This window comes from Xanthomonas hortorum, from assembly GCF_040279205.1.
In the GTDB taxonomy this organism is placed as follows: Bacteria; Pseudomonadota; Gammaproteobacteria; order Xanthomonadales; family Xanthomonadaceae; genus Xanthomonas; species Xanthomonas hortorum_F.
This window is the reverse complement of record NZ_JBEOLS010000002.1, coordinates 133,401-156,726: the sequence shown is the minus strand read 5'-3', so window position 1 is coordinate 156,726 and position 23,326 is coordinate 133,401. Positions and strand designations below refer to the sequence as shown.

Below are 23,326 nucleotides of genomic sequence, written 5' to 3'. Positions count from 1 at the left end.
CCCGCCCGCTTGATTTCGCTTGGCTTGTCAGCAAGCCGTCAGCCGCGTCGCGGCAGCACCCGGATTGTGTGTGAACGCGCCGCCTGCTTGCCCAATCCCGAATCCCGCCCCACCAATCCCGGCCTCAAAACATCTCGCGCTGCAGCCCCAGCGTGGACAACACCTTGCTGGAGATTTCCTCGATCGAAGTATTAGTGGTGCTCAAGGTGGGAATCCGCTCCATCTGGAACATGCGCTCGGCGGTGGCGACTTCACGCCGGCAGGTCTCCGCCGCGCTGTAGCGCGAATTGGCGCGCCGCTCCTGACGGATCTGCTGCAGCCGCTCCGGGTCGATGGTCAGACCGAACAGCTTGCTGCGGTAGTTGCGCAAGCGCGGCGGCAAACGTTCGTTTTCCAGATCTTCTTCGGTCAACGGATAGTTGGCGGCGCGGATGCCGTAATGCAATGCCAGATAGATGCAAGTGGGCGTCTTGCCCGCGCGCGACACTGCGACCAGGATCACATCGGCCTCGTCGTAATTGAGCGCGATGCCGTCATCGTGGCTCAGCGCGAAGTTCATCGCATTGATGCGGCGGTGATAGGTCTCGAAGTCCACCATGCCGTGCGCGCGGCCCACCAGCGAGTGCCGCGGCGCGTTGAGTTCGCGCTCCAGCGGCTCGATGAAGGGTGCGAACACATCCAGCATCAACGCGCCGCTTTCGGCCAGGATCATGCTCAATTGTGGGTCGACGCACGAATTGACCACCACCGGGCGCACCTGGTACCGCTCGCCTGCCGCACGAATGCGCAGCGCGGCATCGCGCGCTTTTTCTGCATCGTCAATGAACGACATGCGGTCGGTGACGAAGTTGAATCCACTGAACTGGGTGAGCAGGCTATGCCCAATCGTTTCAGCGGTGATACCGGTTCCATCGGAGACGTAGAACACCGGTCGAATTGTTGACATCAAGGCCACCTCTTTGAACTGGCGTTCAAAACTTACGGGTTCATGCTTGTGCAGATTCCGCTGTGCACTGCATCATAGCGGCTTCTTCCTACGGTCGCGGCCATCCAGCCCGCTCGGGCGATGGCCTTACGGAGCATCGCGCTTGAACGAGAATATCCTGTGGTTGCATGAGCTACGCCTGGTCGATCTGGCCCGCGTAGGCGGTAAAAATTCCTCGCTTGGCGAGATGATTGGCAACCTGGCCGGGCTTGGCGTTTCGGTTCCCGGTGGATATGCGACCACTGCGGAAGCTTTCAAGGACTTCATCGCCCACAACGATCTGTCCAAGCGCATCTTCGACAAGCTGGCCACGCTGGACGTGGAAGATGTCACTGCGCTCACCATCGCCGGCAAGGAAATCCGCGGCTGGGTGATCGATGCGCCGCTGCAGCCGGAACTGGACCGCGACATCCGCACCGCCTACGAACAATTGTGCGCCGAAAACGGCGGCGGCGAAGTGGCCGTGGCAGTGCGTTCGTCGGCAACGGCCGAAGATCTGCCCGATGCCTCGTTCGCCGGCCAGCAGGAAACCTTCCTCAATGTGACCGGCGCCGACGATGTGGTGCACAAGGTCAAGGAAGTGTTCGCCAGCCTTTACAACGACCGCGCGATTGCCTATCGCGTGCATCACGGCTTCAAGCACGAAGACGTGTTCCTCTCGGCCGGCGTGCAGTTGATGGTGCGCTCGGGCGTCGGTGCAGCCGGCGTGCTGTTCACGCTGGACACCGAATCGGGCTTTCGCGATGTGGTGTTCGTCACCTCCAGCTTCGGCCTCGGCGAGATGGTCGTGCAAGGCGCGGTCAACCCGGACGAGTTCTATGTCTACAAGCCCACGCTCAATGCAGGCAAGCCGGCGATCCTGCGTCGCTCGCTCGGCAGCAAGGCAATCCGCATGGTGTATTCGGATGTGCCCGGCGAGCGTGTGCGCACCGAGGACACGCCGGTGGAACTGCGCAACACCTTCTCGATCAGCGATGAAGACGTGCAGGAGCTTTCCAAGCAGGCGCTGGTGATCGAAAAGCATTACGGCCGCCCGATGGATATCGAGTGGGCCAAGGACGGCGTGAGCGGCAAGTTGTTCATCGTGCAGGCGCGCCCTGAGACGGTGAAGTCGCGCAGTCACGCCACCCAGATCGAGCGTTTTTCGCTGGAAGCCAAGGACGCCAAGATCCTGGTCGAAGGCCGTGCGGTCGGCGCCAAGATCGGCAGCGGTGTGGCACGCGTGGTGCGCTCGCTGGACGATATGAATCGCGTGCAGGCCGGCGACGTGTTGATCGCCGACATGACCGATCCCGATTGGGAGCCGGTGATGAAGCGTGCCTCGGCGATCGTCACCAACCGCGGCGGCCGCACCTGCCACGCGGCGATCATCGCGCGCGAACTCGGCGTACCGGCCGTGGTCGGCTCGGGCAACGCCACCGACATGATCAGCGATGGTCAGGAAGTGACGGTGAGCTGCGCCGAAGGCGATACCGGCTTCATCTACGACGGCCTGCTGCCGTTCGAGCGCACCACCACCGATCTGGGCAACATGCCGCCTGCCCCGCTCAAGATCATGATGAACGTGGCCAACCCGGAGCGTGCGTTCGACTTCGGTCAGCTGCCCAATGCCGGTATTGGTTTGGCGCGTCTTGAAATGATCATCGCCGCGCATATCGGCATCCATCCCAATGCGCTGCTGGAATACGACAAGCAGGACGCCGACGTCCGCAAGAAGATCGACGCCAAGACCGCCGGCTATGGCGACCCGGTGAGCTTCTACATCAACCGTCTGGCCGAAGGCATCGCCACGCTGACCGCCTCGGTGGCACCGAACACGGTGATCGTGCGGTTGTCGGACTTCAAGTCCAACGAGTACGCCAACCTGATCGGCGGTTCGCGTTACGAGCCGCATGAAGAAAACCCGATGATCGGCTTCCGTGGCGCCAGCCGCTACGTCGATCCGTCCTTCACCAAGGCCTTCGCGCTGGAGTGCAAGGCGGTGCTGAAGGTGCGCAACGAGATGGGCCTGGACAACCTCTGGGTGATGATCCCGTTCGTGCGCACGCTGGAAGAAGGTCGCAAGGTGATCGAGGTGCTGGAGCAGAACGGTCTGAAGAAGGGCGAGAACGGCCTGAAGATCATCATGATGTGCGAACTGCCATCCAACGCGCTGCTGGCCGACGAGTTCCTGGAGATCTTCGACGGTTTCTCGATCGGCTCCAACGACCTGACCCAGCTGACCCTGGGCCTGGATCGCGATTCCTCGATCGTGGCGCATCTGTTCGACGAGCGGAATCCGGCGGTCAAGAAGCTGCTGTCGATGGCGATCAAGTCCGCGCGCGCCAAGGGCAAGTACGTGGGCATCTGCGGCCAGGGGCCGTCGGATCACCCGGAACTGGCCGAGTGGCTGATGCAGGAAGGCATCGAGTCGGTGTCGCTGAATCCTGACACCGTGGTCGACACCTGGTTGCGTCTGGCCAAGTTGAAGAGCGAGAGCTGATGGGAATGTTGGGTGTGGTGTGGGCGGCGGCTGCAGGAGCAGTCGCCGCAAAGCCGGCAGCGGCAGCCACCAAGGCGGCGGAGCCGGCTTTCAACTGGGCCAACATCCCGTGGGCGCAGTACGCGCTCAACTGGGGGCTGGCGCTGCTGATCGTGGTGGTCGGCATGTGGCTGGCCAAACAGCTCAGCCAGTGGCTGCATCGCGCACTGACCCGCGCGCGCATCGAGATCACACTGACCAACTTCCTGCGCAACGTGCTGTATGCGTTGTTGCTGGTGCTGGTCTTCGTCAGCGCGTTGAGCAAGATCGGCGTGCCGCCGACCTCGTTGATTGCGGTGCTGGGTGCGGCTGGTCTGGCGGTCGGTCTGGCGTTGAAGGACTCGCTGTCCAACATCGCCGCAGGCGTGATGCTGATCGTGCTGCGACCGATGCGCGATGGCGACCACGTGGTGATCGCAGGCCAGGAAGGCATCGTGGACGAGATCCGGATCTTCCAGACCCGGCTGCGCTCGTTCGACGAACGCATGATCACGCTACCCAACAGCACCATCACCACCTCGCCGATCGTCAACTACAGCACCCTACCCAACCGTCGCCTGGAAGTGACCGTGGGCGTGGGCTATGGCGATGATCTTAAGAAAGCCCAGCAGCTGTTGCTGCAGATCGCCAAGGACAACCCGAACATCCTGGAGTCGCCGGCACCGTTCGTGCAGGTCACCAACCTGGGCGAAAGCACGGTGGATCTGATGTTGTTTGCGTATGCCACCAACGGCAACTTCGGCGCGGCCAAGAGCACCACGCTGGAACAGATCCGCAACCAGCTGCTGGAAAACGGGCTCAATATCCCGTACCCGCAGCGCGACCTGCATGTGTATCACCACGATGCCGACGGCAAGCCGATCTCGGATCTGTTGCTGAAGGGCATTGCCGATGATGGCGATGTGAGCAAGGGGCCGTCGCTGGCGCGTTGAGTGCGTTTTCGCGTGTAAAGCAATCTGTCATGCAAAAGGCCGCATCCAGTGATGCGGCCTTTTGTTGTGTGGCGTCTCTGGCGCCTGCTGCATCGAACGGATGAGCCTGAAGATACGCAACTTCCAACTCGCAACGTTCGCTGCACACCAGTATCAGTCGCAGCACGCCGTCGGCGTGCCGCGAACTAGTGCCGCCCTTATCCCTGCGCGTCACCCTGGTTGGCACCGCCCAACGCGCCCATGAACTGGCGATAGTGGCGTAACTCATCGATCGAATCGCGCACGTCGCTAAGTGCAGTGTGTGCCGAGCTCTTGGCAAACCCATTGGCCACCGTGGGCGCCCAGCGGCGTGCCAGCTCCTTGATGGTGGATACATCGAGGTTGCGGTAATGGAAGTAGCGCTCCAGGCGCGACATCTGCCGGTGCAGGAAGCGGCGATCCTGGCAGATCGAGTTGCCGCACATCGGCGAGGCGCCGGCGCGGATCCATTCGCTCAGAAACGCAACGGTCTGCGCTTCGGCCTGCGCATGGGTGATCTGACTGTCTAGCACGCGTTGCCACAGGCCCGAACGGCGATGCTGATTGCGGTTCCATTCGTCCATCGCTTCGAGTTTTTCCAGCGGATGGGCGATGGCCAGTTCCGGCCCCTCGGCAAGCACGTTCAACTGCGCATCGGTGACGATGGTGGCGATCTCGATGATGGAGTCGCGATCGGTATCCAGCCCGGTCATTTCCAGATCGATCCAGATCAGTCGGTCGTTGCCCGCAAGGTTGTCTGCCATATCGCCGTCCTGTGGAGGGCCGTCGCCGGCCAGATGCTGAAGGGCGCGCATCATACCGCGGCCGCGCCGCTCAGGGCGCGAGGGGCGGCTTGCCACGCTTGGCCCTGAAGTAATTGGTCAGCCGCAGGCTCGCTTCTGCTGCAAGCACGCCGCCGCTGACCTGCACGCGATGATTGTGACGCGGGTCGGCCAACAGGTCGAACACGCTGCCGCAGGCGCCGGTCTTGGGGTCGCTGGCGGCGAACACCACCCGCGCGATACGCGCATGGATCATCGCCATCGCACACATCGCGCACGGCTCCAGGGTGACGTACAAGGTGCAGCCGATCAGCCGGTGATTGGCCAGCCGGCGGCCGGCCTCGCGCATGGCCATGATTTCGGCATGCGCGGTAGGGTCGTGGCTGGCGATATTGAAGTTCCAGCCTTCGCCCAGCACGTTGCCATCGGCATCGACCAGCAACGCACCCACGGGGATCTCGTCATAGTCGCGCTCGGCACGCTCGGCCAGTTGCAGGGCGCGCTGCATCCATTGCTGGTCGATCGGCGACTGCGCCGCGTCGAAGGGCATCTCCACCGATGTGCTCACGCAGCGCTGCCGCCCTGGCGATCCAGGAAGGCGGCGAACGCAGCAACGGTGGCTTCGCTGACATGGTGCTCGATGCCCTCGGCATCGCGGCGCGCGGTGGCCTCGTCGATGCCCAGGGCCAGCAGGAAGCGCTCGACGATCTGGTGGCGCTGCCGGCTGGACGCGGCCAGCGCCTCGCCGGCCGGGGTCAGGAACACGCCGCGGTACGGGCGCTGCACCACCCAGCCATCGCGCACCAGCCGCTTGAGCATCTTGGCCACGGTCGGCTGGGCCACGCCCAGGCGCGCGGCGATATCCACCTGGCGCGCTTCGCCACCGTCGACCAGCAGATCGGAGATCAGCTCCACATAGTCCTCGACCAACTCGGCGCGGCGCGCTTCGCGCACCTGACGGAAGCTTTCCATATGCACCTGCGCATCGATCAGCACCGGCGCGGCGGCTTCCTGTTCTTCGCTCTTGCCCACCCTCTTCCTCATCATCGCGTCCGGCGCCAGTGCCGGTCTGCGTAGTGTGAAGCACGCCGCCGATCATTACGATTGAGATTGCCAATGCTCAATAGCATAGCAGTTGCTATATCATCGTTCCGATCCCTCGCTGATGCCGTCTCGCATGTCCGCCGACACCCTCTCGCCCACTCATCCGCCCATCCCCGCAGCGCATTCCGCCAACGGCGGCCTGGGCGAGCACCACGCCAGTGTTGCCGTGCCCAAGGGCGGCCATTGGTGGTTCCGCTTGCTGGCGTTCCTGGGGCCGGGCTACATGGTGTCGGTGGGCTACATGGACCCGGGCAACTGGGCCACCGATCTGGCCGGCGGCTCGCAGTTCGGCTACCTGCTGCTGTCGGTGATCCTGCTGTCCAACGTGATGGCGATCGTGTTGCAGAGTTTGTCGGCACGGCTGGGCATCGCGACAGGGCTGGATCTGGCCCAGGCCTGCCGGGCACGTTACCCGCGCGGGGTGAACCTGGCGCTGTGGGGATTGTGCGAGCTGGCGATCATCGCCTGCGACCTGGCCGAAGTGATCGGCACCGCCATCGCGTTGAAGCTGTTGTTCGGCATCCCGCTGACCATGGGCGCGATCATCACCGCGGTCGATGTGGTGTTGGTGTTGCTGCTGATGAACCGTGGTTTCCGCGCGCTGGAGGCGTTCGTGATGGCGTTGCTGCTGATCATCTTCGTCTGCTTCGGCATCCAGATCGCGCTGGCTGCACCGCCGATCGCGGCCGTGTTGGGCGGCTTCATTCCGCGTGCGCAAGTGATCACCGATCCGCAGGCCTTGTATCTGGCAATCGGCATCATCGGTGCGACGGTGATGCCGCATAACCTGTATTTGCATTCTTCGATCGTGCAGACGCGTGCGTATCCGCGCACCGATGTGGGGCGCAAGTCGGCGTTGCGCTGGGCGGTGACCGACAGCACCGTGGCCTTGATGTTCGCGTTGTTCATCAATGCCTCGATCCTGATTCTGGCAGCGGCGGTGTTTCATGCACAGGGCCGCACCGATGTGCAGGAGATCGAACAGGCACATGCGCTGCTGGCGCCGATGCTGGGCGTGGGCCTGGCTTCGACCTTGTTTGCGGTTGCGTTGCTTGCTTCAGGCGTGAACTCCACGGTGACTGCAACGCTGGCCGGGCAGATCGTGATGGAAGGATTTTTGCAACTGCGGCTAGCGCCGTGGATACGCCGCCTGCTGACCCGCGGCATCGCGATCGTGCCGGTGGTGATCGTGACCTGGCTGTACGGCGAAGCCGGCACTGCGCGGCTGCTGGTGCTCAGCCAGGTGGTGTTATCGATGCAGCTGCCGTTTGCGGTGATTCCGCTGGTGCGCTTCGTGTCGGATCGTCAATTGATGGGAGCGCTGGTGGCGCCGGCGTGGCTGGTGCGCGTCGCCTGGGTGATCGCGGCGGTGATCGTCTGTTTGAACATCAAGCTGTTGTGGGATACCGCGCTGCAGTGACCGGCGATATCGGTTGGGGCTGAGCGAGCATCATCGACTCTCCCAATCCATTCGAAGCGCGTGCACGATTGTCTGCACGATGCACGCTCTTGCCGCACGACCGAGTCTGCTTGACCAACCTGTCTCGCAGCCGCCACTTGCTTTGATCGACCAGATCACAGTCAGCAAGCACCACGGCGACAGTGCGCACGCGTGTGCAATCTGCTTGCTGCTTGCGCGGGTCTACTGAGTGGATGCACCGGTGTGTCCACGGCCTGCGCTGCATTCGCGCTGCGCTTCGCAGACAGCCATGACGCTTCACGCTGTCACGCGACGCCCGGGATGCATGCCCTCGCCCACAGGAGTGTTTATGCATCCGTTCGAGCCCACTCCGGCCGACGCCGGACGCCGCAGCTTTCTCATCTCCAGCACGGCCGCCGTGGCAGCGTTGTCCCTGCCCGCTCTCGCCAGTGCCGCCGCAGCCGTGCGCGCCCCTCCCTCCACACTGCCCCACCCGACCAACAACGGAGTCAACCCGATGTCCACTTTCGTCACCCGCCCCGACGGCACCAACATTTTCTACAAGGATTGGGGCAAGGGCCAACCGGTCGTGTTCTCGCACGGCTGGCCGCTCAGCGCCGATGCCTGGGATGCGCAGATGCTGTTCATGGGCCAACACGGCTTCCGTGTGATTGCGCACGATCGTCGCAGCCACGGTCGTTCGACCCAGACCTGGGACGGCAACGACATGGACACCTACGCCGACGATCTGGCTGCGGTGATCGAAGAACTGGATCTGAAAGACGCGATCCTGGTCGGGCATTCCACCGGCGGTGGCGAAGTGGCGCATTACGTGGGCCGCCATGGCAGCAAGCGTGTGGCCAAGGTCGTGCTAGTCGGCGCGGTGCCGCCGCAGATGGTCAAAAGCCCGACCAATCCGGGCGGCCTGCCGCTGAGCGTGTTCGACGGCATTCGCGAAGGCGTGGCCAAGGATCGTTCGCAGTTTTATCAGGATCTGACCACGCCGTTCTTCGGCGCCAACCGTGACGGCAACAAGGTCACCCAGGGCATGCGCGACTCGTTCTGGCTGCAGGGCATGCTGGGCGGCCATAAGGGCCAGTACGACTGCATCAAGGAATTTTCCGAGGTTGACTACACCGCCGACCTGAAGAAGATCGATGTGCCGGCGCTGGTGGTGCATGGCGACGACGACCAGATCGTGCCGATCGATGCGTCGGGCAAGTTGTCGGCCAAGATCATCAAGCACGCCGAACTGAAGATCTATGCCGGTGCGCCGCATGGTCTGCCGGTCACCCATGCCGACCAGTTCAACAAGGATCTGCTGGCGTTCGCAAAAGCCTGATCTGTTTTGAATCGCTGAGAAGGCCGGCTTGTGAGAGCCGGCCTTTTTCTTGGCGATACTGAGGGTGTGCTTAAAAGCAGCTACACAACCTAGCGAGCGGTCGTGAGATAGGCGCGGACGACGCGTGGGAACTACCGTGTACGAGTGGTACCTGCCGATTTCGAGCATTGTTCGCACTCGCGTGGCAGTGAACGCAGTAGTTTTGTTAGCTGCAGTTTATTGGATGCTGTCACAAGCCTAGTTGGTCGAGCGCGCGATGCCCTCACCGCTCGCGGGACACGCCGCAAGTACGTCCCTGTAGGCTCGGTGGCGGCATCCATGCCGCCACACGGTCCCGCAAGCGGCGAGGACACCGCACCAGAGAGTTTCCTGGCTGCTTTGTTGAAAGCCATGCACCGACCAACTCGACTGGTCCTTGCCCGCCCACCGTCGCGGGACCTTACGCGGCATGGATGCCGCGTAAGAGCCTACACGGACGTACTTGCGGCGTGTCCCGCGACGGTGGGCGGGCAAGGGCCCTGCAGCCAATCAACAGATCAGCCGCCCTGCACCGAAGACCCAGATCAGCCGCTCCGCAACAGACCGGCATGAAGTAATTTTTTCAGCCGCTCCAACACATCAATTCGACATCATTGATTCGTCAGTGCATCTGCGTCACCAGCGCCTATCAAACACCGTGCTGAGTTAACGCAGCACCCAATCTGCCAGCAAAAACCCGCCACTCATCGCGACCACCAACAACGCGCCGGTCAGGCGTGGCGGTGCCGGCAACGGCAGATCCAGCAGCCGGCAACCGACACCAATTGCCAATGCGAGCAGTACGCCAAGCAATGCCAGGCTCATCCTTCGCCATGCCCCGCAATGCGGCCGCTGGGCCCGCCGCAATGCACCAGGTTGCGCGCGTCACGGCGGGCCAGAAAGCGGTCGGCCAGCGCATAGCCGCAAGTCATCGCCAGCACCAGCAGCGCGCCTACAAAGGCTGTCGGTGCAGGCGATGGAATGCCCGCCGCGCGGCAGCCGAAGCCGATTGCCACACCCAACACAACACCGCTGATGAATTTCCAGTTCACGGTCATCAGATATCCGAATGCGCATGCGGTGGCACTGCCACGCCGCCGCCACCGACAAAATGCCGCACCACCGGCGCACGCTCGCCTTGATGCAAAGCGCGGATCCGCTCCTGCAACTGGCGGTCGTCGCCGGTAACGCGTTCGTGCTGGCGCAAGTGCTCCAGCCACGAGGCGACGATGAAATATTCCAGCTGCGTGCCAGGCGTTGCGGCGTCTTCGGCCACGCCCCAGACCACTGCGCCATCGCGGCGGCGTGCGTTGCCGAGTTGCGTCATCAATTGGATGAACGCGGCACGTGCATCTGCGGCAATGCGGTATTCCACTGTCACCAGCACCGGGCCGCGATCGTGTTCGACCGTGTCCGATTGCGCGGGCGTGGGCCAGTGTCCCCCGGGTGCAAGGTCCAGCTGTTCGGTGCCGGCAATGCGCGCGCGCTTGACAAGTACCGCCGCGATCACCGCACCGACGGCAGCGATCTGCAGCGCAGTGGCAATCGAGGTGCGTTGCGCCAACGCCCCCCACAGCAACGAGCCACCGGCCATGCCTGCAGAAAACACCACGATGTACAACGACAGCGCACGCGCACGCACCCATGCCGGCACCGACGTTTGCGCGGCGATCTGCAGCGACGACAGCACAGTGATCCAGGCTAGCCCATTCACCACCATCACCACGCACAACACGCCGATCTGGCGCGACAACGCGAGCCCCAGCAGCGATGCCGCGCACACCAAGGTGGCGACGAATACCAGCAGATCGCGGTCGTAACGCGCGCGCAGCCGCGGCAACAGCAATGCGCCACTGATCGCACCGATCCCGATGCAGCCCAGCAAGATGCCGTAACTGCCCGCGCCCAGTTGCATCTCGCGGCGCACTACCAAGGGCAACAATGCCGTCAGCGCGCTGGCAAACAGAAAGAATCCGCCGGCCTTGATCAACACCGCCTGCAGCACACCGGCACGCGCGGCGTAACGCAAGCCGGCGCGCAGGCCGGCGCCAAAACTCTCCGGTGGCAACGCCGAGGTATGCGTCTCGCGGCGCCAACGCCACACCACCCACAGCATCAATCCGAAGGTGAGCCCATTGAGCAGGAAGGCCCACGGCGGGCCGAACTGCGCCACGATCAGGCCGCCGATCGCCGGGCCGATCGAGCGTGCGATGTTCATTCCAATCGAGTTGAGCGCCACTGCCGAGGCCAGCATCGGGCGCGGCACCAGCTCCGACACGATCGCTGCCTGCGCCGGCATCGCCATCGCCGCGCCGGTGCCCATCGCAAAGGTCAGGCCCACCAGCACCCAGGGGGTGAGCAACTGCAGATGCGACAGCAGTGCCAACATGCCGGCCACCAGCAACATCCACGCTTGCGTGAACATCAGATAGCGGCGCCGGTCGACGATGTCGGCCAGGGTGCCGGCCGCCAGCGCAAACAACACCACCGGCAAGGTGGTGGCCGATTGCACCGCCGCCACCATCAACGGCGAGCCGGTCTGTTCGGCCATCACCCACGAAGCGGCGACATCGTTGATCCAGGTGCCGATGTTGCTACCCAGGATCGCCAGCCACAACGCACGGAAGACCGGCTCGCGCAGCGGCGCCCAGGCACCGCCACCGGCAGGTGCAGCGGAAGAAGTCATTGCGGCCAAGCTCCAGGCAGTGGGATGAAACAGGCGATGCGGCAGCGTGCGCAACGCACGCTAGCGCACGATGGCAGCGGCGTCAGAACGCGAAACACGCGCATCCCAATGCACCCCAGAAACTGCGCAGATCGTCGGACGGTGCAGCGTGCTGCGCCGCGTGGCGATGTGTGCCATGGGTGTGACAGCCGTGGCCGTGCACATGCGTGGCACCGGCAAGCCCGGTGACCACACCACCAACGTGATAGCCGCCGAAACGGTTGACCGGCGACCAGTCCGGCATGGCAGGTGGCAGGGTCGGCGCAAGCGCGGCAAAGTCGCCATCGCCATGCACCACGCGCCCGCCCAACACGGTCAGCACGCTGGTGATGTCGGCGATGGCGGCATCGTCGACGTGCAGGTAATCGTTCGACAACACGATGAAGTCGGCCAGCTGCCCCACCGCCAACGTGCCCTTGTTGGCCTCGTCGCCGGAGAACCACGCACTGCCCTGCGTCCACAATCGCAAGGCCTGTTCGCGATCGAGCAGATTCTCCTCGCCATACAAGGCCAGCCCGCCTACGGTGCGGCCGGTGACCAGCCACGACAGCGCCACCCACGGGTTGTAACTGGCAACACGCGTGGCATCGGTGCCGGCACCGACCGGTACCCCGGCGGCCAGCATGCGACGCACCGGCGGTGTGTGCCGTGCGGCTTGTACGCCATAGCGTTCGACGAAGGCTTCGCCTTGATAGGCCATGCGGTGCTGCACGGCGATGCCGCCATTCAAGGCGCGGATGCGATCGATATTGCGCGGGGTGATGGTCTCGGCGTGATCGATGAACCAGTGCAGGCCATCGAACGGAATCTCCGCATTGACCTTTTCGTAGACATCGAGAATGCGCCCGATGCTTTCGTCGTAGGTGGCATGGATGCGGAACGGCCAACGCTTTTCCACCAACAGCCGCACCACCTGTTCAAGCTCCGGCTCCAGTTCCGGCGGCAACTCCGGACGCGGCTCGCTGAACTGCTCGAAGTCGGCCGCAGAGAAGACCAGCATTTCACCAGCACCGTTGTGACGTAGCAGATCGTCGCCCTTGCGTACCGGCATCATCTCGGTCCAGCCACGGAAGTCATCGACCTCCTTGCCCTTGTTCTGGGTGAACAGGTTGTAGGCGATGCGCACGCTCAGTTGATCGGCTGCATGCAACTGCTCGATGACCTGATAGTCCTCGGGATAGTTCTGGAAACCGCCGCCGGCATCGATCACCGAGGTGATGCCCAGCCGGTTGAGTTCGCGCATGAAGTGGCGCGTGGAGTTGGCTTGGTATTCCAGCGGCAAGCGCGGGCCTTTGGCCAGACTTGCGTACAGGATCAGCGCGTTGGGCTTGGCCAATAGCAGGCCGGTGGGATTGCCGAGTTTGTCGCGTTCGATACGCCCGCCCGGCGGATCCGGTGTCTGCTTGTCGTAGCCGCAGGCGCGCAGCGCGGCGCGATTGAGCAAGGCGCGGTCGTACAGATGCAGCAGAAATACCGGCGTGTCCGGTGCGATCGTATTGATCTCATCCAATGTGGGCAGACGTTTCTCGACGAATTGATGCGCGGTGAAACCGCCGACTACGCGCACCCATTGCGGCGCAGGCGTGCGATCGACCTGCGCCTTGAGCATTGCCATCGCATCGGCCAGCGAACGCACGCCGTCCCAGCGCAACTCGAGGTTGTAATTCAGCCCGCCGCGAATCAGATGGGTATGGCTATCGTTGAGGCCGGGCAGCAGGCGTCGACCCTGCGCATCGATGACGCGTGCGCCCTTGGCTAGCGCCATGATGTGTGCATCGTCGCCGACCGCGACGATGCGTCCATCGGCCACCGCAATTGCGCTGGCACTGGGCTGGCGCGGATCCAGTGTGGTGATGCGCGCATTGCGAACGACAAGATCGACCATGTCAGATGCCTTGGAAGTCGGCGAGGTAGCGGCAGACACCACGCCCGGGAGTGCAGCAACCGCGAGGCTGGCCGCAGCGCCCTGCAGCAGTTGACGTCGTCCGGCATCGTGTGAGGGGTTGTTGCTCATCTGGCGACGCGCCTGCGCCATCCATCCAGCGACCAGTCGCCGCCACCGGTGCCGATCAGTGCCAGCAAGACCAGCAGCCACATCAGCGGATACTCCATGCCGCCGTGCATCCAGAACCAGCCGTTGGGCACTGCCAACACCACGGTGATGGCAATGAACAACGCGGCAAGCGTCGCACTGGCGCGCGTCCATGCGCCGAGCAAGACCGCACCACCGGACAAGGTCTGTACCAGTGCCAACACCAGCGGCAACGGTGCCGCTGCAGGAAAGCCAAAGTGCTGCAATTCAGCAGCGAAGCCGACCAGGCCCGGACCACCGAACCACCCCAGCAACTTGCCTAATCCATGCGGCAACAGAAAGCCGCCACCGGCGATGCGCAGCAGCAACACCGCAGCTGCCTGGCCGGCAGTGCCGCGCAGCAGAGAGCGGTTCAATGCCCGCCTTCCTGTCCGCCGAACATCGTCTTGGCGTACTGGATGCCGATGCCGTAGCCGCCGGCATGTGCGCGTGCGATCCCGGTGGTCAGCTCATAGGTCTCACCGCGCGCCCAATCGCGCTGCAATTCCAGCAGGTATTGCACGCTGGTGATGGGCGCGGCGCCGGCCTGCAGCATGCGCGCGACCGCGCGTTCGTGCGCTTCATCGCTGACATCGCCGCAGGCATCGGTGATGACGTAGACCTCAAACCCCTGTTCGATCGCCGACAGCGTCGGGCCGACGATGCACACGCTGGTCCACAGCCCGGCGATCACCAGCCGCTGCTTGCCGATGGCGTTGACGCGGTCGATCACGGCGGGGTCTTCCCAGGCATTCATGCTGGTGCGGTCGTACACCGGCTCGCCGGGAAAGATCTCCGGCAGCTCGGGAAACAACGGACCGGAGAAAGACTTTTCCGCCACGGTGGTCAGGATCACCGGCACCTTGAAGCCTTTGGCACCCTTGGCAATCAGCGCCACGTTGTTGCGCAGCGTGGAGATGTCGATGGTGTGGGTGGCGAAGGCCATCTGCGATTGATGGTCGATCAGGATCAGGGCGTGATCGCCGGGCGACAGCAGGCGTGTGCCGGGAACTGCAGTAGCGGTGCTCATGGGTGATGCTCCAGGGAAGTTGAAAAGGCGTGGCCGCCGCGTACTTGCGCACGCGATGTGGTCAACGCAGCGCAGGCATCCATCGCGTCTTGCGCGGCAAAGCGCGCCGGTGTGCAGCCGGTGGCATGCCGAAAGCTGCGCACGAAATGGCTCTGATCGAAGAAGCACAGATCGGTGGCGATCTGGCTGATGCTGTGGCGCCTTTCGCGCAGCAACACCTGTGCGCGTTCGATGCGGCGACCACGCAGGTATTCCATCGGGCTGGCACCCACCACCTCGCGAAACACGCGTGCGAAATGGAAGCGGCTCATACACGCCGCACCCGCCAATTGCGCCACGCTGATGGGTTCGCACAGATGCGTGTCGATGTAGTGCATGGCTCTGGCCACCGCACGCACACGTGGGGCAGTCGGTTGGTTGACGCATGCACTGTGCGCATCGGGGCGAGCGGCGGCGATCAGACCTGCCATGCGGCGTCTCCGGCGGGGAATGAGCTCATGGTGAGGTCAGGTGCCGTCGCGCCCTACCCCTGATGGTGAGTCAAATCGCTCACTCTTTCGGGGGTATCGGTCGACGTGCTCGGCAGTAGAGAACGCAGGCAACCGATCACAACCGCATTGCCAACCTGCACGTTACGCCGCCCATCACCACAATCGCCGAGCCCTATAGTTGCGTACAGCGCAGCGCACCCGGCGCTGAAATCCAGCCGTGCCGAATCTCGCTCTCTAGTAGCACCTACTCGAATTTGATCCACACGTCGCTCCCCCGAAAGAGGTGTTGGTGCTTGCCCTGATCTCGCCCGACAATGCCGCGATGCCGCATGCGCCCGCTATTCGATCGTCTTCGCTGCTGCGCCTGTGCATCGCGCTGGCGGCGTTGGCGTGCTGTGGCAGCAACCTGCTGTGCGCACCGGCCTGGGCAAGCGCGATCGCCTCCACGCGCGACGGATTGCTGCAGTTCCACCACACCGCGTGGAGCACCGAGCGCGGTGCGCCGGCCGATATCTGGGACATCCAGCAGGCCGACACCGGCCCGTTGTGGTTGGCCACCGGCTTCGGGCTGTTCCAGTTCGACGGCCAACGCTTCGCGCGGCAGACGCCGCCCGACGGTGAGGCCTATGCCTCGCACAACATGACGACGCTGGCGCTGACGCCGGACAACAGCGCCTGGATCGGCTATTTCAACGCCGGCATCGACCGGATGGCGGACGGCCACCTCACCCACTTCGCACCCGGCAAGGACCTGCCGGCCGGCATGGTGTTCCGGATCGAGCGCGATGGCAGCGGGCGTCTGTGGGCGGCCATCGATGGCGGGTTGTGCTGGTTCGACGGGCAACGTTGGCAACGCGCCGGTATGGATTGGGGCTATGCAGCCACCCGCGCGCAATGGCTGTTGCGCGATCGCCGCGGCGTGCTGTGGGTCAGCGATGGCGCGCAGATTCTGCTGCTGCGGCCCGGCGCCAAACGTTTCGAGCCCAGCGGCCAGCGAATCGGCCATTTCGTCACCATGGCCGAGAGTCCCGATGGCGCGATCTGGGTGGCCGATCCGTATCGCGGCGTGTTCGCGCTGACCGACGCACACGGCCAGGTGCTGCCCGCAGCGGCACGCGCGCAGCCGCAGTTTCCCGGCCTGTTTGCGCACCGCATCCGCTTCACCCGCGACGGTGCGTTGTGGGGCAGCGACTACGCGGCGCGCGGGCTGTTCCGCATCGCATCGCCGGCGTCACCGGCGCCGGTGCTGGAACGCTTCGACACCATGCAGGGCCTGACCTCGACCACCGCCGGCCCGCTGCTGGAAGATCGCGAAGGCAATCTGTGGGCCGGCACCAATCTGGGCCTCAACCGCTTCCGTCATCGCGCGTTGCTGCCGCTTGCGCCGCTGTTGCCGGGTCAGGCGATGGCGGTGGCGCTCTTCACCACCACGCCCAGCCAGACCGCAGCACCGCTACTGGCGACCTTTCGCGACGGTCGCCTGCTGGCGTTGACGCGCGATCGCGTCGAACGTTTGCAGCACGGTGCGTCTGTCGCCGTACTGGACGTCCCGGCGACCGCCAGCGGCTGGGTGCTGGGCAGGCACGACCTGTTACGGCTGCAAGCAGGCCGCGGGCAAGCAGTGCCGCTGCCACATGCATTGTCGGCCGGCTCGGTGCGCGCCCTGGTTGTCGATGCGCACAACCACCCATGGATCTGCACCGAAGCCGATGGAACCTTCCAGTTCGACAACGGCCTCTGGCAACCCATCGCCAGCCTGCAGGACACGCCATGTTCGGTGTTGGCCAACAGCAGCGATGGCGGCATGTGGGTGGGTACCGTCACGGGCGAACTGCGCATGTTGCGCGGCACGCAGGTCCACCGATACAGCGCGGCCGACGGCTTGTCAGTCGGCCCGATCACCGCCGTGCTGCAACGCGGCTCACTCACGCTGGTGGCTGGCGAAACCGGGCTTGCGGTGCTGGGCGAGGATGGCCGCTTTCGGCAGGTACCCGACCAGGCCACTGCGCTACTGCAAGGCATCACCGGCATCGCCCAGGACCGCCGCGGCACGTTCTGGTTGAACGGCAATCGCGGCGTGGTGCAACTCAGTCCGCAAGCGCTGCTGACCAGCCTGCGCACCGGCGTGGCCAGCCCGGCGCTGCACCTGTACGACATCATGGATGGCCTGCCGGGCGTCGCCCAGCAGGCCACGCCGGTGCCCAGCGCACTTGCCGCCGATGACGGGTTGCTCTGGTTCGCCACCAATCAGGGCCTGGCCTGGCTCGATCCCGAACAGACCTACCGCAACCCGATCGCACCGGCGGTGTTCATCACCGAGGTAGTCGCCAACGACCGGCCCTATCCGCGGCAGGACGGCCTGCAACTGCCAAAATGGACCGATCGCCTGCGCATTGGCTACGACGCCATCAGCCTCACTCGCCCAGAACGCGTGCGCTTCCGCTACCGGCTTGAGGGCGTGGACGCGCAATGGCAGGACGCCGGCAATCGCAACGAGGCGTTCTATACCAATCTCGCTCCGGGGCGTTATCGCTTCCACATTGCCGCAGCCAACAACGACGGCGTATGGAACCAACGCGGCGACACGCTGGACTTCGTCATTGCCGCGGCGTTCGTGCAGACCTGGCAGTTCAAGCTCTGCTGCGCGCTCGCGGTGCTGCTGGCGTTGGGCATCGCCTGGCGCATGCGTACCCGCCACGTCGCCGGCCGCTTGCGTGCGCGCCTGGAAGAGCGTTATCGCGAACGCGAGCGCATCGCCCGCGAATTGCACGACACCTTGTTGCAGGGCACGCAGGGGCTGATTCTGCGTCTGCACGCAGCCAGCCGCTCGTTGCCCTCGAACGACCCGCGCCGGCTGGAACTGGAGCAGGCGGTGGACCTGGCCGAAGACGCGCTGATCGAAGGCCGCGACCGCGTCAACGGGCTGCGCGACAGCCAATCCCTGCACGAAGACCTGGCCGGTGCCCTGCAACGGGCACGCAATGCGACCATGCCGCCACCCACGGCGGAACTGCATGTCCTGGTCCAAGGCCGGCCCCTGCGCTTGCGTGCGCTGGTGGCCGATGAGCTGTTCCAGCTCGGCCGCGAAGCGCTGACCAATGCCGACCGGCACGCCAATGCCACCCGTATTGCGCTGGAACTGCGTTACGGTGCACGTGACTTCGTGCTGCGCATCCACGACGATGGCTGTGGTCTCGAACCGGACGTGCTGCACGGCCAGGCCCGCACCGGCCACTGGGGACTTACCGGCATGCAGGAACGCGCGCAACGTATCGGCGCCAAGATGCAGTTGTGGTCGCGCCCCGGCAGCGGTACCGAAGTCCAGATCCTGGTACCCGCGCGTGCGGCCTACGCAAGTCCACCGCGCTGGTGGTGGCCATTTCAACGGGCAACATCCACGGAGAGCCGCAATGGCTGAGATGGTCAAAGCAACCGATGTGCTGGTGGTAGACGACCATCCGCTGCTGCGCGATGGTCTCAGCGCCATGCTCGCGGCCGAGCACGACATGCGCGTGATCGGCGAGGCCGAAGACGGCGAACAGGCGGTGGCCTGCTACAGCAGCCTGCGCCCGGATGTGGTGTTGATGGATCTGCAGATGCCGCGCGTGGATGGTGTGGAAGCGATCCAGCGCATCCGCCGCCTCGACCCGGCTGCCAAGGTCATCGTGCTGACCACCTACACTGGCGATGTGCGTGCGGTACGCGCGTTGCAGGCCGGTGCCTGCGGCTACCTGCTGAAAAGTTCGTTGCGCCGCGAACTGGTGGATACCATCCGCGACGTGCGCCGCGGCCAACGTCGGCATGTGCCGGCGCTGGTGGCCGAAAACATCGCCGCACACGTACTCGACGATGCCCTGTCTGCGCGCGAGACCGAAGTGCTGAGCCTGGTCGCCACCGGCTGCTCCAACAAGCAGATCGGCAGCGCCCTGACGATTTCCGAGGAGACCGTCAAAGCGCATATGAAAAACATCCTGTGCAAGCTCGGCGTGCACGATCGCACCCATGCAGTGACCGTCGCTTTGCGTCGCGGGATCCTGTCGCTGGAGACCTGAGCGGTCCAGCATTCTTGAACGCAGGGCCAGGCAGCGTGACCGCCGCCCTGTCAAATCGACCGGCTTGCGCTATGGTATGCACCGCCGAGCGGCAAGGGGGCCGCTTCAGCATCGTGTGCGACAGCCGATAACGGCTACGTCCGGACGCAGCAAAGCGCAGCGGCGGCACTCGATCCAATCACTAAATGCGTTCAGGGGAATTGCGATGCTTCGTCACTCTTTGCGGGTGCGCCTGCTGTTGCCGGTGCTGGCCTTGGTGCTGGTCGTGGTGGCGGCACTGACGGTCATTCTGGCCATTACCGAAGCGAACCGGGTCAAGTTCGAGACCGGCGACGCGATCGAGCGCCAGTCGGTGTCCTTGCAGACCCTGTTCTCGGTCACTCGCGCGATGATGCTCGACCGCGTCAATTCCTCCATGCGCCAGCTGCGCAAGGAAGCCAACGCACACGGCGCCGCAAGCATCGGCAACGAAGTGCGTGTGGGCGACCGCAACGCCAACGACCTGCTGCTGGGCCAGAAGGCGCAGGCCAACGTCTTCGACATGCTCGACGATGTCACCGCCATCCACGAAGGCACCGCCACGCTGTTCTCACGGACCGGCGATGACTTCGTGCGCATCTCCACCAACGTCAAGAAGGACGACGGCAGCCGCGCCATCGGCACCGTGCTCGATCCCAACGGCCAGGCCGCCGCCAAGCTGCGTAACGGCGAAAGTTTCTACGGCGTGGTAGACATCCTCGGCAACCCGTACGTCACCGGCTACGAGCCGATCTTTGCCGGCAACGACAAGCGCGTGATCGGTGCCTGGTACGTCGGCTACAAGGCCGATACGCAGGCGCTGGAAAACGTGGTCAGCAGCCGCCGCGTGCTCGATTCCGGCTTCATCGCCATCTTCGACAGCAAGAACAAGCTGCGCTTCCAGTCCACCACCGGTGCCACCACCGACACTGCCACCATCGAACGCATCGTCAAGGACAGCCCCGGCGACTGGGTCGTGACCAAGCAGGAAGTGCCCGATTGGGGCTTCACCCTGGTCTCGGCGTACCCCAAGAGCGACGTCAATGGCGTGATCGTGCGCCAGTCGTTATGGATCGCCGGCATCGGCCTGCTGGTCTGCGCGTTGCTGCTCGGCCTGCAATGGGCGTTGATCTGGAGCCGCGTGTTGCGCCCCATCCAGCATTTGACCACCGTGGCCGAAGAACTGAGCCTGGGCAAGTGGAACCACACCATCGACGAGGTCAATCTCAAAGATGAAATCGGTACCCTGGCGCGCGCCATCTCGCGCCTGTCCAACAGTGTTCGGCTGGCCATGGAGCGCCTCAGCAAACGCTGAGCCGCTCGCACCCACTCCGTACCAGATGATGCAAGGAAGACGCCATGTCCACTGAATTCCGTCCGCTGATCGAGATCCTGCGCGAGCTCAAGGCGCTGGCATTGAAGAAGGCGTCCGGCTTTCTGTTCATCGTCACCGAGGAAAACCACTCCTGCATCGTCCGCCTCAATGCCGGGCAGATCGAAGAGGTGGTGTTCCGCATGCTGCGCAACGACGAGGCGGTGCAACGCCTCACCATGGTCAACGCGGCAAAGGCCCGTTTTCAGACCGACCCCGGCGCCGGTATGGGCAAGCCCTCGCTGCTCAGCGATGACTCACGCCAGTGGTTGATGGGTGGTTTCGAGCAGGATCTGGGTGCGCCGGCTGCACCGCGTGCGCCAGTTGCACCGGCAGTGGTGACGGCCGCAGCAACGCCTATCGCGGCACCGAGCGCAGCGCCTGCATCCGTCGGCGGTGGCTCCGCACCTGACGAGCGAGTACGCGATGTATTGGAAAAAGTCGCGTTGAACTACCTCGGCCCGATCGCCGGCATGCTTTGCGACGAAGCCTGGGAGGCATCGAGCGACATCGAGCAAGTGCTCAATCAGCTTGGCGCCAACCTCTCCACCCCGCAGGAAACGCAGAAGTTCATGGCCGACGCGCGCGTGGCGCTGGCCAAGCTGCGCTGACGGATACTTTTAGTAGATCCAGAATCAAGCCGCGCATTGCGCAGTTTTTTTCTATGACACCGCGATCCATTCCCGTACGACTTGGCAGCAACGCTGGACGCGTGTCTGGATTAGCGCCTGCCTTGGATAACAACGTCTGCGACCTGCACGACAACTGGCATGCAATTGGCTCATGCAGTGACACATCGCAACGAGCAGAACGTCCCATCCCCAAACCACGGGAACACAACGACAACGGCGCCTTTCGGCGCCGTTGTCGTTCAACTCACTCCCACTCGATCGTCGCAGGCGGCTTGCCGGAGATGTCGTAGACCACGCGCGAGACGCCGCGCAGTTCGTTGATGATGCGATTGCTGACCGTGCCGAGGAAGTCGTACGGCAGGTGCGCCCAGTGTGCGGTCATGAAGTCGATGGTTTCCACCGCGCGCAGCGCGATCACCCATTCGTAGGCGCGTGCATCGCCAACCACGCCCACCGACTTGACCGGTAGGAACACCGCGAACGCCTGGCTGGTCTTGTCGTACAAATCGGCCTTGCGCAGTTCGTCGATGAAGATCGCATCGGCCTTGGCCAGCAGCTCGGCGTACTCGCGCTTCACTTCGCCCAGGATGCGCACGCCCAGGCCCGGGCCCGGGAACGGATGGCGATACACCATCGTGCGCGGCAGGCCGAGTTCGACGCCGAGACGACGCACTTCGTCCTTGAACAATTCGCGCAACGGCTCGACCAGACCCAGCTTCATGTGCTCGGGCAGGCCACCGACGTTGTGGTGACTCTTGATCACGTGCGCCTTGCCGGTCTTGCTGCCGGCCGACTCGATCACGTCCGGATAGATCGTGCCCTGCGCCAGCCACTTGGCATTGGCCAGCTTGTTGGATTCTTCGTCGAAGATATCCACGAACAGGTTGCCGATGATCTTGCGCTTGGCTTCCGGGTCGCTGACGCCTTCGAGCTTGGCGAAATAGCGGTCGGCCGCGTTGACGCGGATCACCTTGACGCCCATGTGCTCGGCGAACATCGCCATCACCTGGTCGCCTTCCTGCCAACGCAGCAGGCCGGTGTCGACGAACACGCAGGTCAGCTTGTCGCCGATCGCCTTGTGCAACAACGCCGCGACCACCGACGAATCCACACCGCCGGACAACCCCAGAATCACTTCGTCATCGCCCACCTGCGCGCGCACGCGTGCGATCTGGTCGTCGATGATGTTGGCCGCCGTCCACAGCGTCTGACACCCGCAGACATCAACCACAAAGCGGCGCAACAAGGTCTGGCCCTGCAGCGTGTGGGTGACTTCCGGATGGAACTGCACGCCGTACCAGCGTTTGTCTTCGTTGGACATCGCCGCCACCGGAATGCGGTCGGTCACGGCAGTAATCGTGAAGCCCGGCGGCACCTGCGACACGTGGTCTCCGTGGCTCATCCACACATTCAAACGCGAGGCGCCGGCGTGATCGGTCAAGCCGGCGAACAGCGCATCGGCCGCCACAACATCGACTTCGGCGTGGCCGAATTCGCGTTGATCTGCAGCTTCTGTCGCTCCGCCTAGCTGCGCAGCCAGGGTCTGCATGCCGTAGCAGATACCGAACACCGGCAAGCCGCTGTCGAACACTTCCTGCGGCGCGACCGGCGCACCCGGCAAGGTGGTCGATTCCGGCCCACCAGACAGAATGATGCCCTTGGCACCGAAGCCGGCAATCTCGGATGGATCATGATCCCAGGCCCAGATTTCGCAATACACCCCGATCTCACGGATACGCCGCGCAATCAGCTGGGTGTACTGCGCGCCGAAATCGAGGATGAGGATCTTGTCGGTATGGATGTTGGTCATTGA

The 23,326-nt window shown here is 64.0% G+C and carries 20 protein-coding genes and 1 other RNA gene; 8 read left to right on the top strand and 13 right to left on the bottom strand.

What is annotated here, in order from left to right; translation table 11 throughout:
- Positions 1-124 precede the first annotated feature (124 nt).
- Complete coding sequence (gene ppsR, locus ABS769_RS01630) at positions 125-946, bottom strand: posphoenolpyruvate synthetase regulatory kinase/phosphorylase PpsR (RefSeq protein WP_043889794.1); 822 nt, start codon at positions 944-946, stop codon at positions 125-127.
- A gap of 142 nt (positions 947-1,088) precedes the next feature.
- Between ppsR and ppsA the strand changes: the two genes are divergently transcribed.
- The gene (ppsA, locus tag ABS769_RS01625; protein WP_317062010.1) at positions 1,089-3,467 is read left to right on the top strand and encodes a phosphoenolpyruvate synthase; all 2,379 of its coding nucleotides are present in this window, start codon (positions 1,089-1,091) and stop codon (positions 3,465-3,467) included.
- Positions 3,467-4,438, top strand: coding sequence for a mechanosensitive ion channel family protein (locus ABS769_RS01620; protein ID WP_317062011.1), 972 nt, complete (start codon positions 3,467-3,469; stop codon positions 4,436-4,438). Before ppsA ends, ABS769_RS01620 begins: the two co-directional genes overlap by 1 nt.
- Before the next feature lie 197 nt (positions 4,439-4,635).
- Here ABS769_RS01620 and orn read toward each other — a convergent pair whose 3' ends face one another.
- The 3 genes from orn to mntR form a co-directional block, all read right to left on the bottom strand.
- Positions 4,636-5,220: an oligoribonuclease gene (gene orn / locus ABS769_RS01615; RefSeq protein WP_317062012.1), complete on the bottom strand. Its 585-nt coding sequence runs from the start codon at positions 5,218-5,220 to the stop codon at positions 4,636-4,638.
- A gap of 70 nt (positions 5,221-5,290) precedes the next feature.
- On the bottom strand, positions 5,291-5,788 hold the full coding sequence (gene tadA, locus ABS769_RS01610; protein ID WP_115040309.1) for a tRNA adenosine(34) deaminase TadA: 498 nt from the start codon (positions 5,786-5,788) through the stop codon (positions 5,291-5,293).
- 14 nt (positions 5,789-5,802) lie between these two features.
- Positions 5,803-6,270, bottom strand: a complete 468-nt coding sequence (gene mntR / locus ABS769_RS01605; protein WP_043889237.1) for a manganese-binding transcriptional regulator MntR — start codon at positions 6,268-6,270, stop codon at positions 5,803-5,805.
- A gap of 145 nt (positions 6,271-6,415) precedes the next feature.
- Between mntR and ABS769_RS01600 the strand changes: the two genes are divergently transcribed.
- Both ABS769_RS01600 and ABS769_RS01595 read left to right on the top strand, forming a co-directional pair.
- A complete protein-coding gene (locus ABS769_RS01600; RefSeq protein WP_317062013.1) occupies positions 6,416-7,762 on the top strand; it encodes an Nramp family divalent metal transporter in 1,347 nt (448 codons plus the stop codon).
- 517 nt (positions 7,763-8,279) lie between these two features.
- Complete coding sequence (locus ABS769_RS01595) at positions 8,280-9,104, top strand: alpha/beta fold hydrolase (RefSeq protein WP_317062014.1); 825 nt, start codon at positions 8,280-8,282, stop codon at positions 9,102-9,104.
- 78 nt (positions 9,105-9,182) lie between these two features.
- Here ABS769_RS01595 and ABS769_RS01590 read toward each other — a convergent pair.
- The 8 genes from ABS769_RS01590 to ABS769_RS01555 all read right to left on the bottom strand — a co-directional run bounded on the left by ABS769_RS01590 (position 9,183) and on the right by ABS769_RS01555 (position 15,418).
- A non-coding RNA gene (locus ABS769_RS01590) (sX9 sRNA) lies at positions 9,183-9,257 on the bottom strand.
- Between the two features lie 531 nt (positions 9,258-9,788).
- Complete coding sequence (locus ABS769_RS01585) at positions 9,789-9,947, bottom strand: XapX domain-containing protein (RefSeq protein ID WP_043889239.1); 159 nt, start codon at positions 9,945-9,947, stop codon at positions 9,789-9,791.
- The gene (locus ABS769_RS01580) at positions 9,944-10,174 is read right to left on the bottom strand and encodes a DUF1427 family protein (RefSeq protein WP_317061029.1); all 231 of its coding nucleotides are present in this window, start codon (positions 10,172-10,174) and stop codon (positions 9,944-9,946) included. The genes ABS769_RS01585 and ABS769_RS01580 overlap by 4 nt, the downstream gene beginning before the upstream one ends.
- Before the next feature lie 5 nt (positions 10,175-10,179).
- On the bottom strand, positions 10,180-11,808 hold the full coding sequence (locus ABS769_RS01575) for an MFS transporter (protein ID WP_317060960.1): 1,629 nt from the start codon (positions 11,806-11,808) through the stop codon (positions 10,180-10,182).
- A gap of 82 nt (positions 11,809-11,890) precedes the next feature.
- On the bottom strand, positions 11,891-13,732 hold the full coding sequence (locus ABS769_RS01570; protein WP_317061030.1) for an amidohydrolase: 1,842 nt from the start codon (positions 13,730-13,732) through the stop codon (positions 11,891-11,893).
- A gap of 125 nt (positions 13,733-13,857) precedes the next feature.
- A complete protein-coding gene (locus tag ABS769_RS01565) occupies positions 13,858-14,295 on the bottom strand; it encodes a DoxX family protein (RefSeq protein WP_317060961.1) in 438 nt (145 codons plus the stop codon).
- Positions 14,292-14,948: a hydrolase gene (locus ABS769_RS01560; RefSeq protein WP_317060962.1), complete on the bottom strand. Its 657-nt coding sequence runs from the start codon at positions 14,946-14,948 to the stop codon at positions 14,292-14,294. The genes ABS769_RS01565 and ABS769_RS01560 overlap by 4 nt, the downstream gene beginning before the upstream one ends.
- Complete coding sequence (locus ABS769_RS01555; protein ID WP_168957687.1) at positions 14,945-15,418, bottom strand: helix-turn-helix transcriptional regulator; 474 nt, start codon at positions 15,416-15,418, stop codon at positions 14,945-14,947. Before ABS769_RS01555 ends, ABS769_RS01560 begins: the two co-directional genes overlap by 4 nt.
- 343 nt (positions 15,419-15,761) lie before the next feature.
- Here ABS769_RS01555 and ABS769_RS01550 point away from each other — a divergent pair, with 343 nt between their 5' ends.
- The 4 genes from ABS769_RS01550 (at position 15,762) to ABS769_RS01535 (ending at position 21,492) form a co-directional block, all read left to right on the top strand.
- Complete coding sequence (locus ABS769_RS01550; RefSeq protein WP_317061031.1) at positions 15,762-18,857, top strand: sensor histidine kinase; 3,096 nt, start codon at positions 15,762-15,764, stop codon at positions 18,855-18,857.
- The gene (locus ABS769_RS01545; protein ID WP_317060964.1) at positions 18,850-19,491 is read left to right on the top strand and encodes a response regulator transcription factor; all 642 of its coding nucleotides are present in this window, start codon (positions 18,850-18,852) and stop codon (positions 19,489-19,491) included. Before ABS769_RS01550 ends, ABS769_RS01545 begins: the two co-directional genes overlap by 8 nt.
- 205 nt (positions 19,492-19,696) lie before the next feature.
- A complete protein-coding gene (locus ABS769_RS01540) occupies positions 19,697-20,824 on the top strand; it encodes a Cache 3/Cache 2 fusion domain-containing protein (protein ID WP_317060966.1) in 1,128 nt (375 codons plus the stop codon).
- A gap of 44 nt (positions 20,825-20,868) precedes the next feature.
- On the top strand, positions 20,869-21,492 hold the full coding sequence (locus ABS769_RS01535) for a hypothetical protein (RefSeq protein WP_317060968.1): 624 nt from the start codon (positions 20,869-20,871) through the stop codon (positions 21,490-21,492).
- A gap of 265 nt (positions 21,493-21,757) precedes the next feature.
- Here the strand turns inward: ABS769_RS01535 and guaA are convergent, their stop codons facing one another.
- On the bottom strand, positions 21,758-23,323 hold the full coding sequence (guaA, locus tag ABS769_RS01530) for a glutamine-hydrolyzing GMP synthase (RefSeq protein ID WP_317060970.1): 1,566 nt from the start codon (positions 23,321-23,323) through the stop codon (positions 21,758-21,760).
- Positions 23,324-23,326 lie beyond the last annotated feature (3 nt).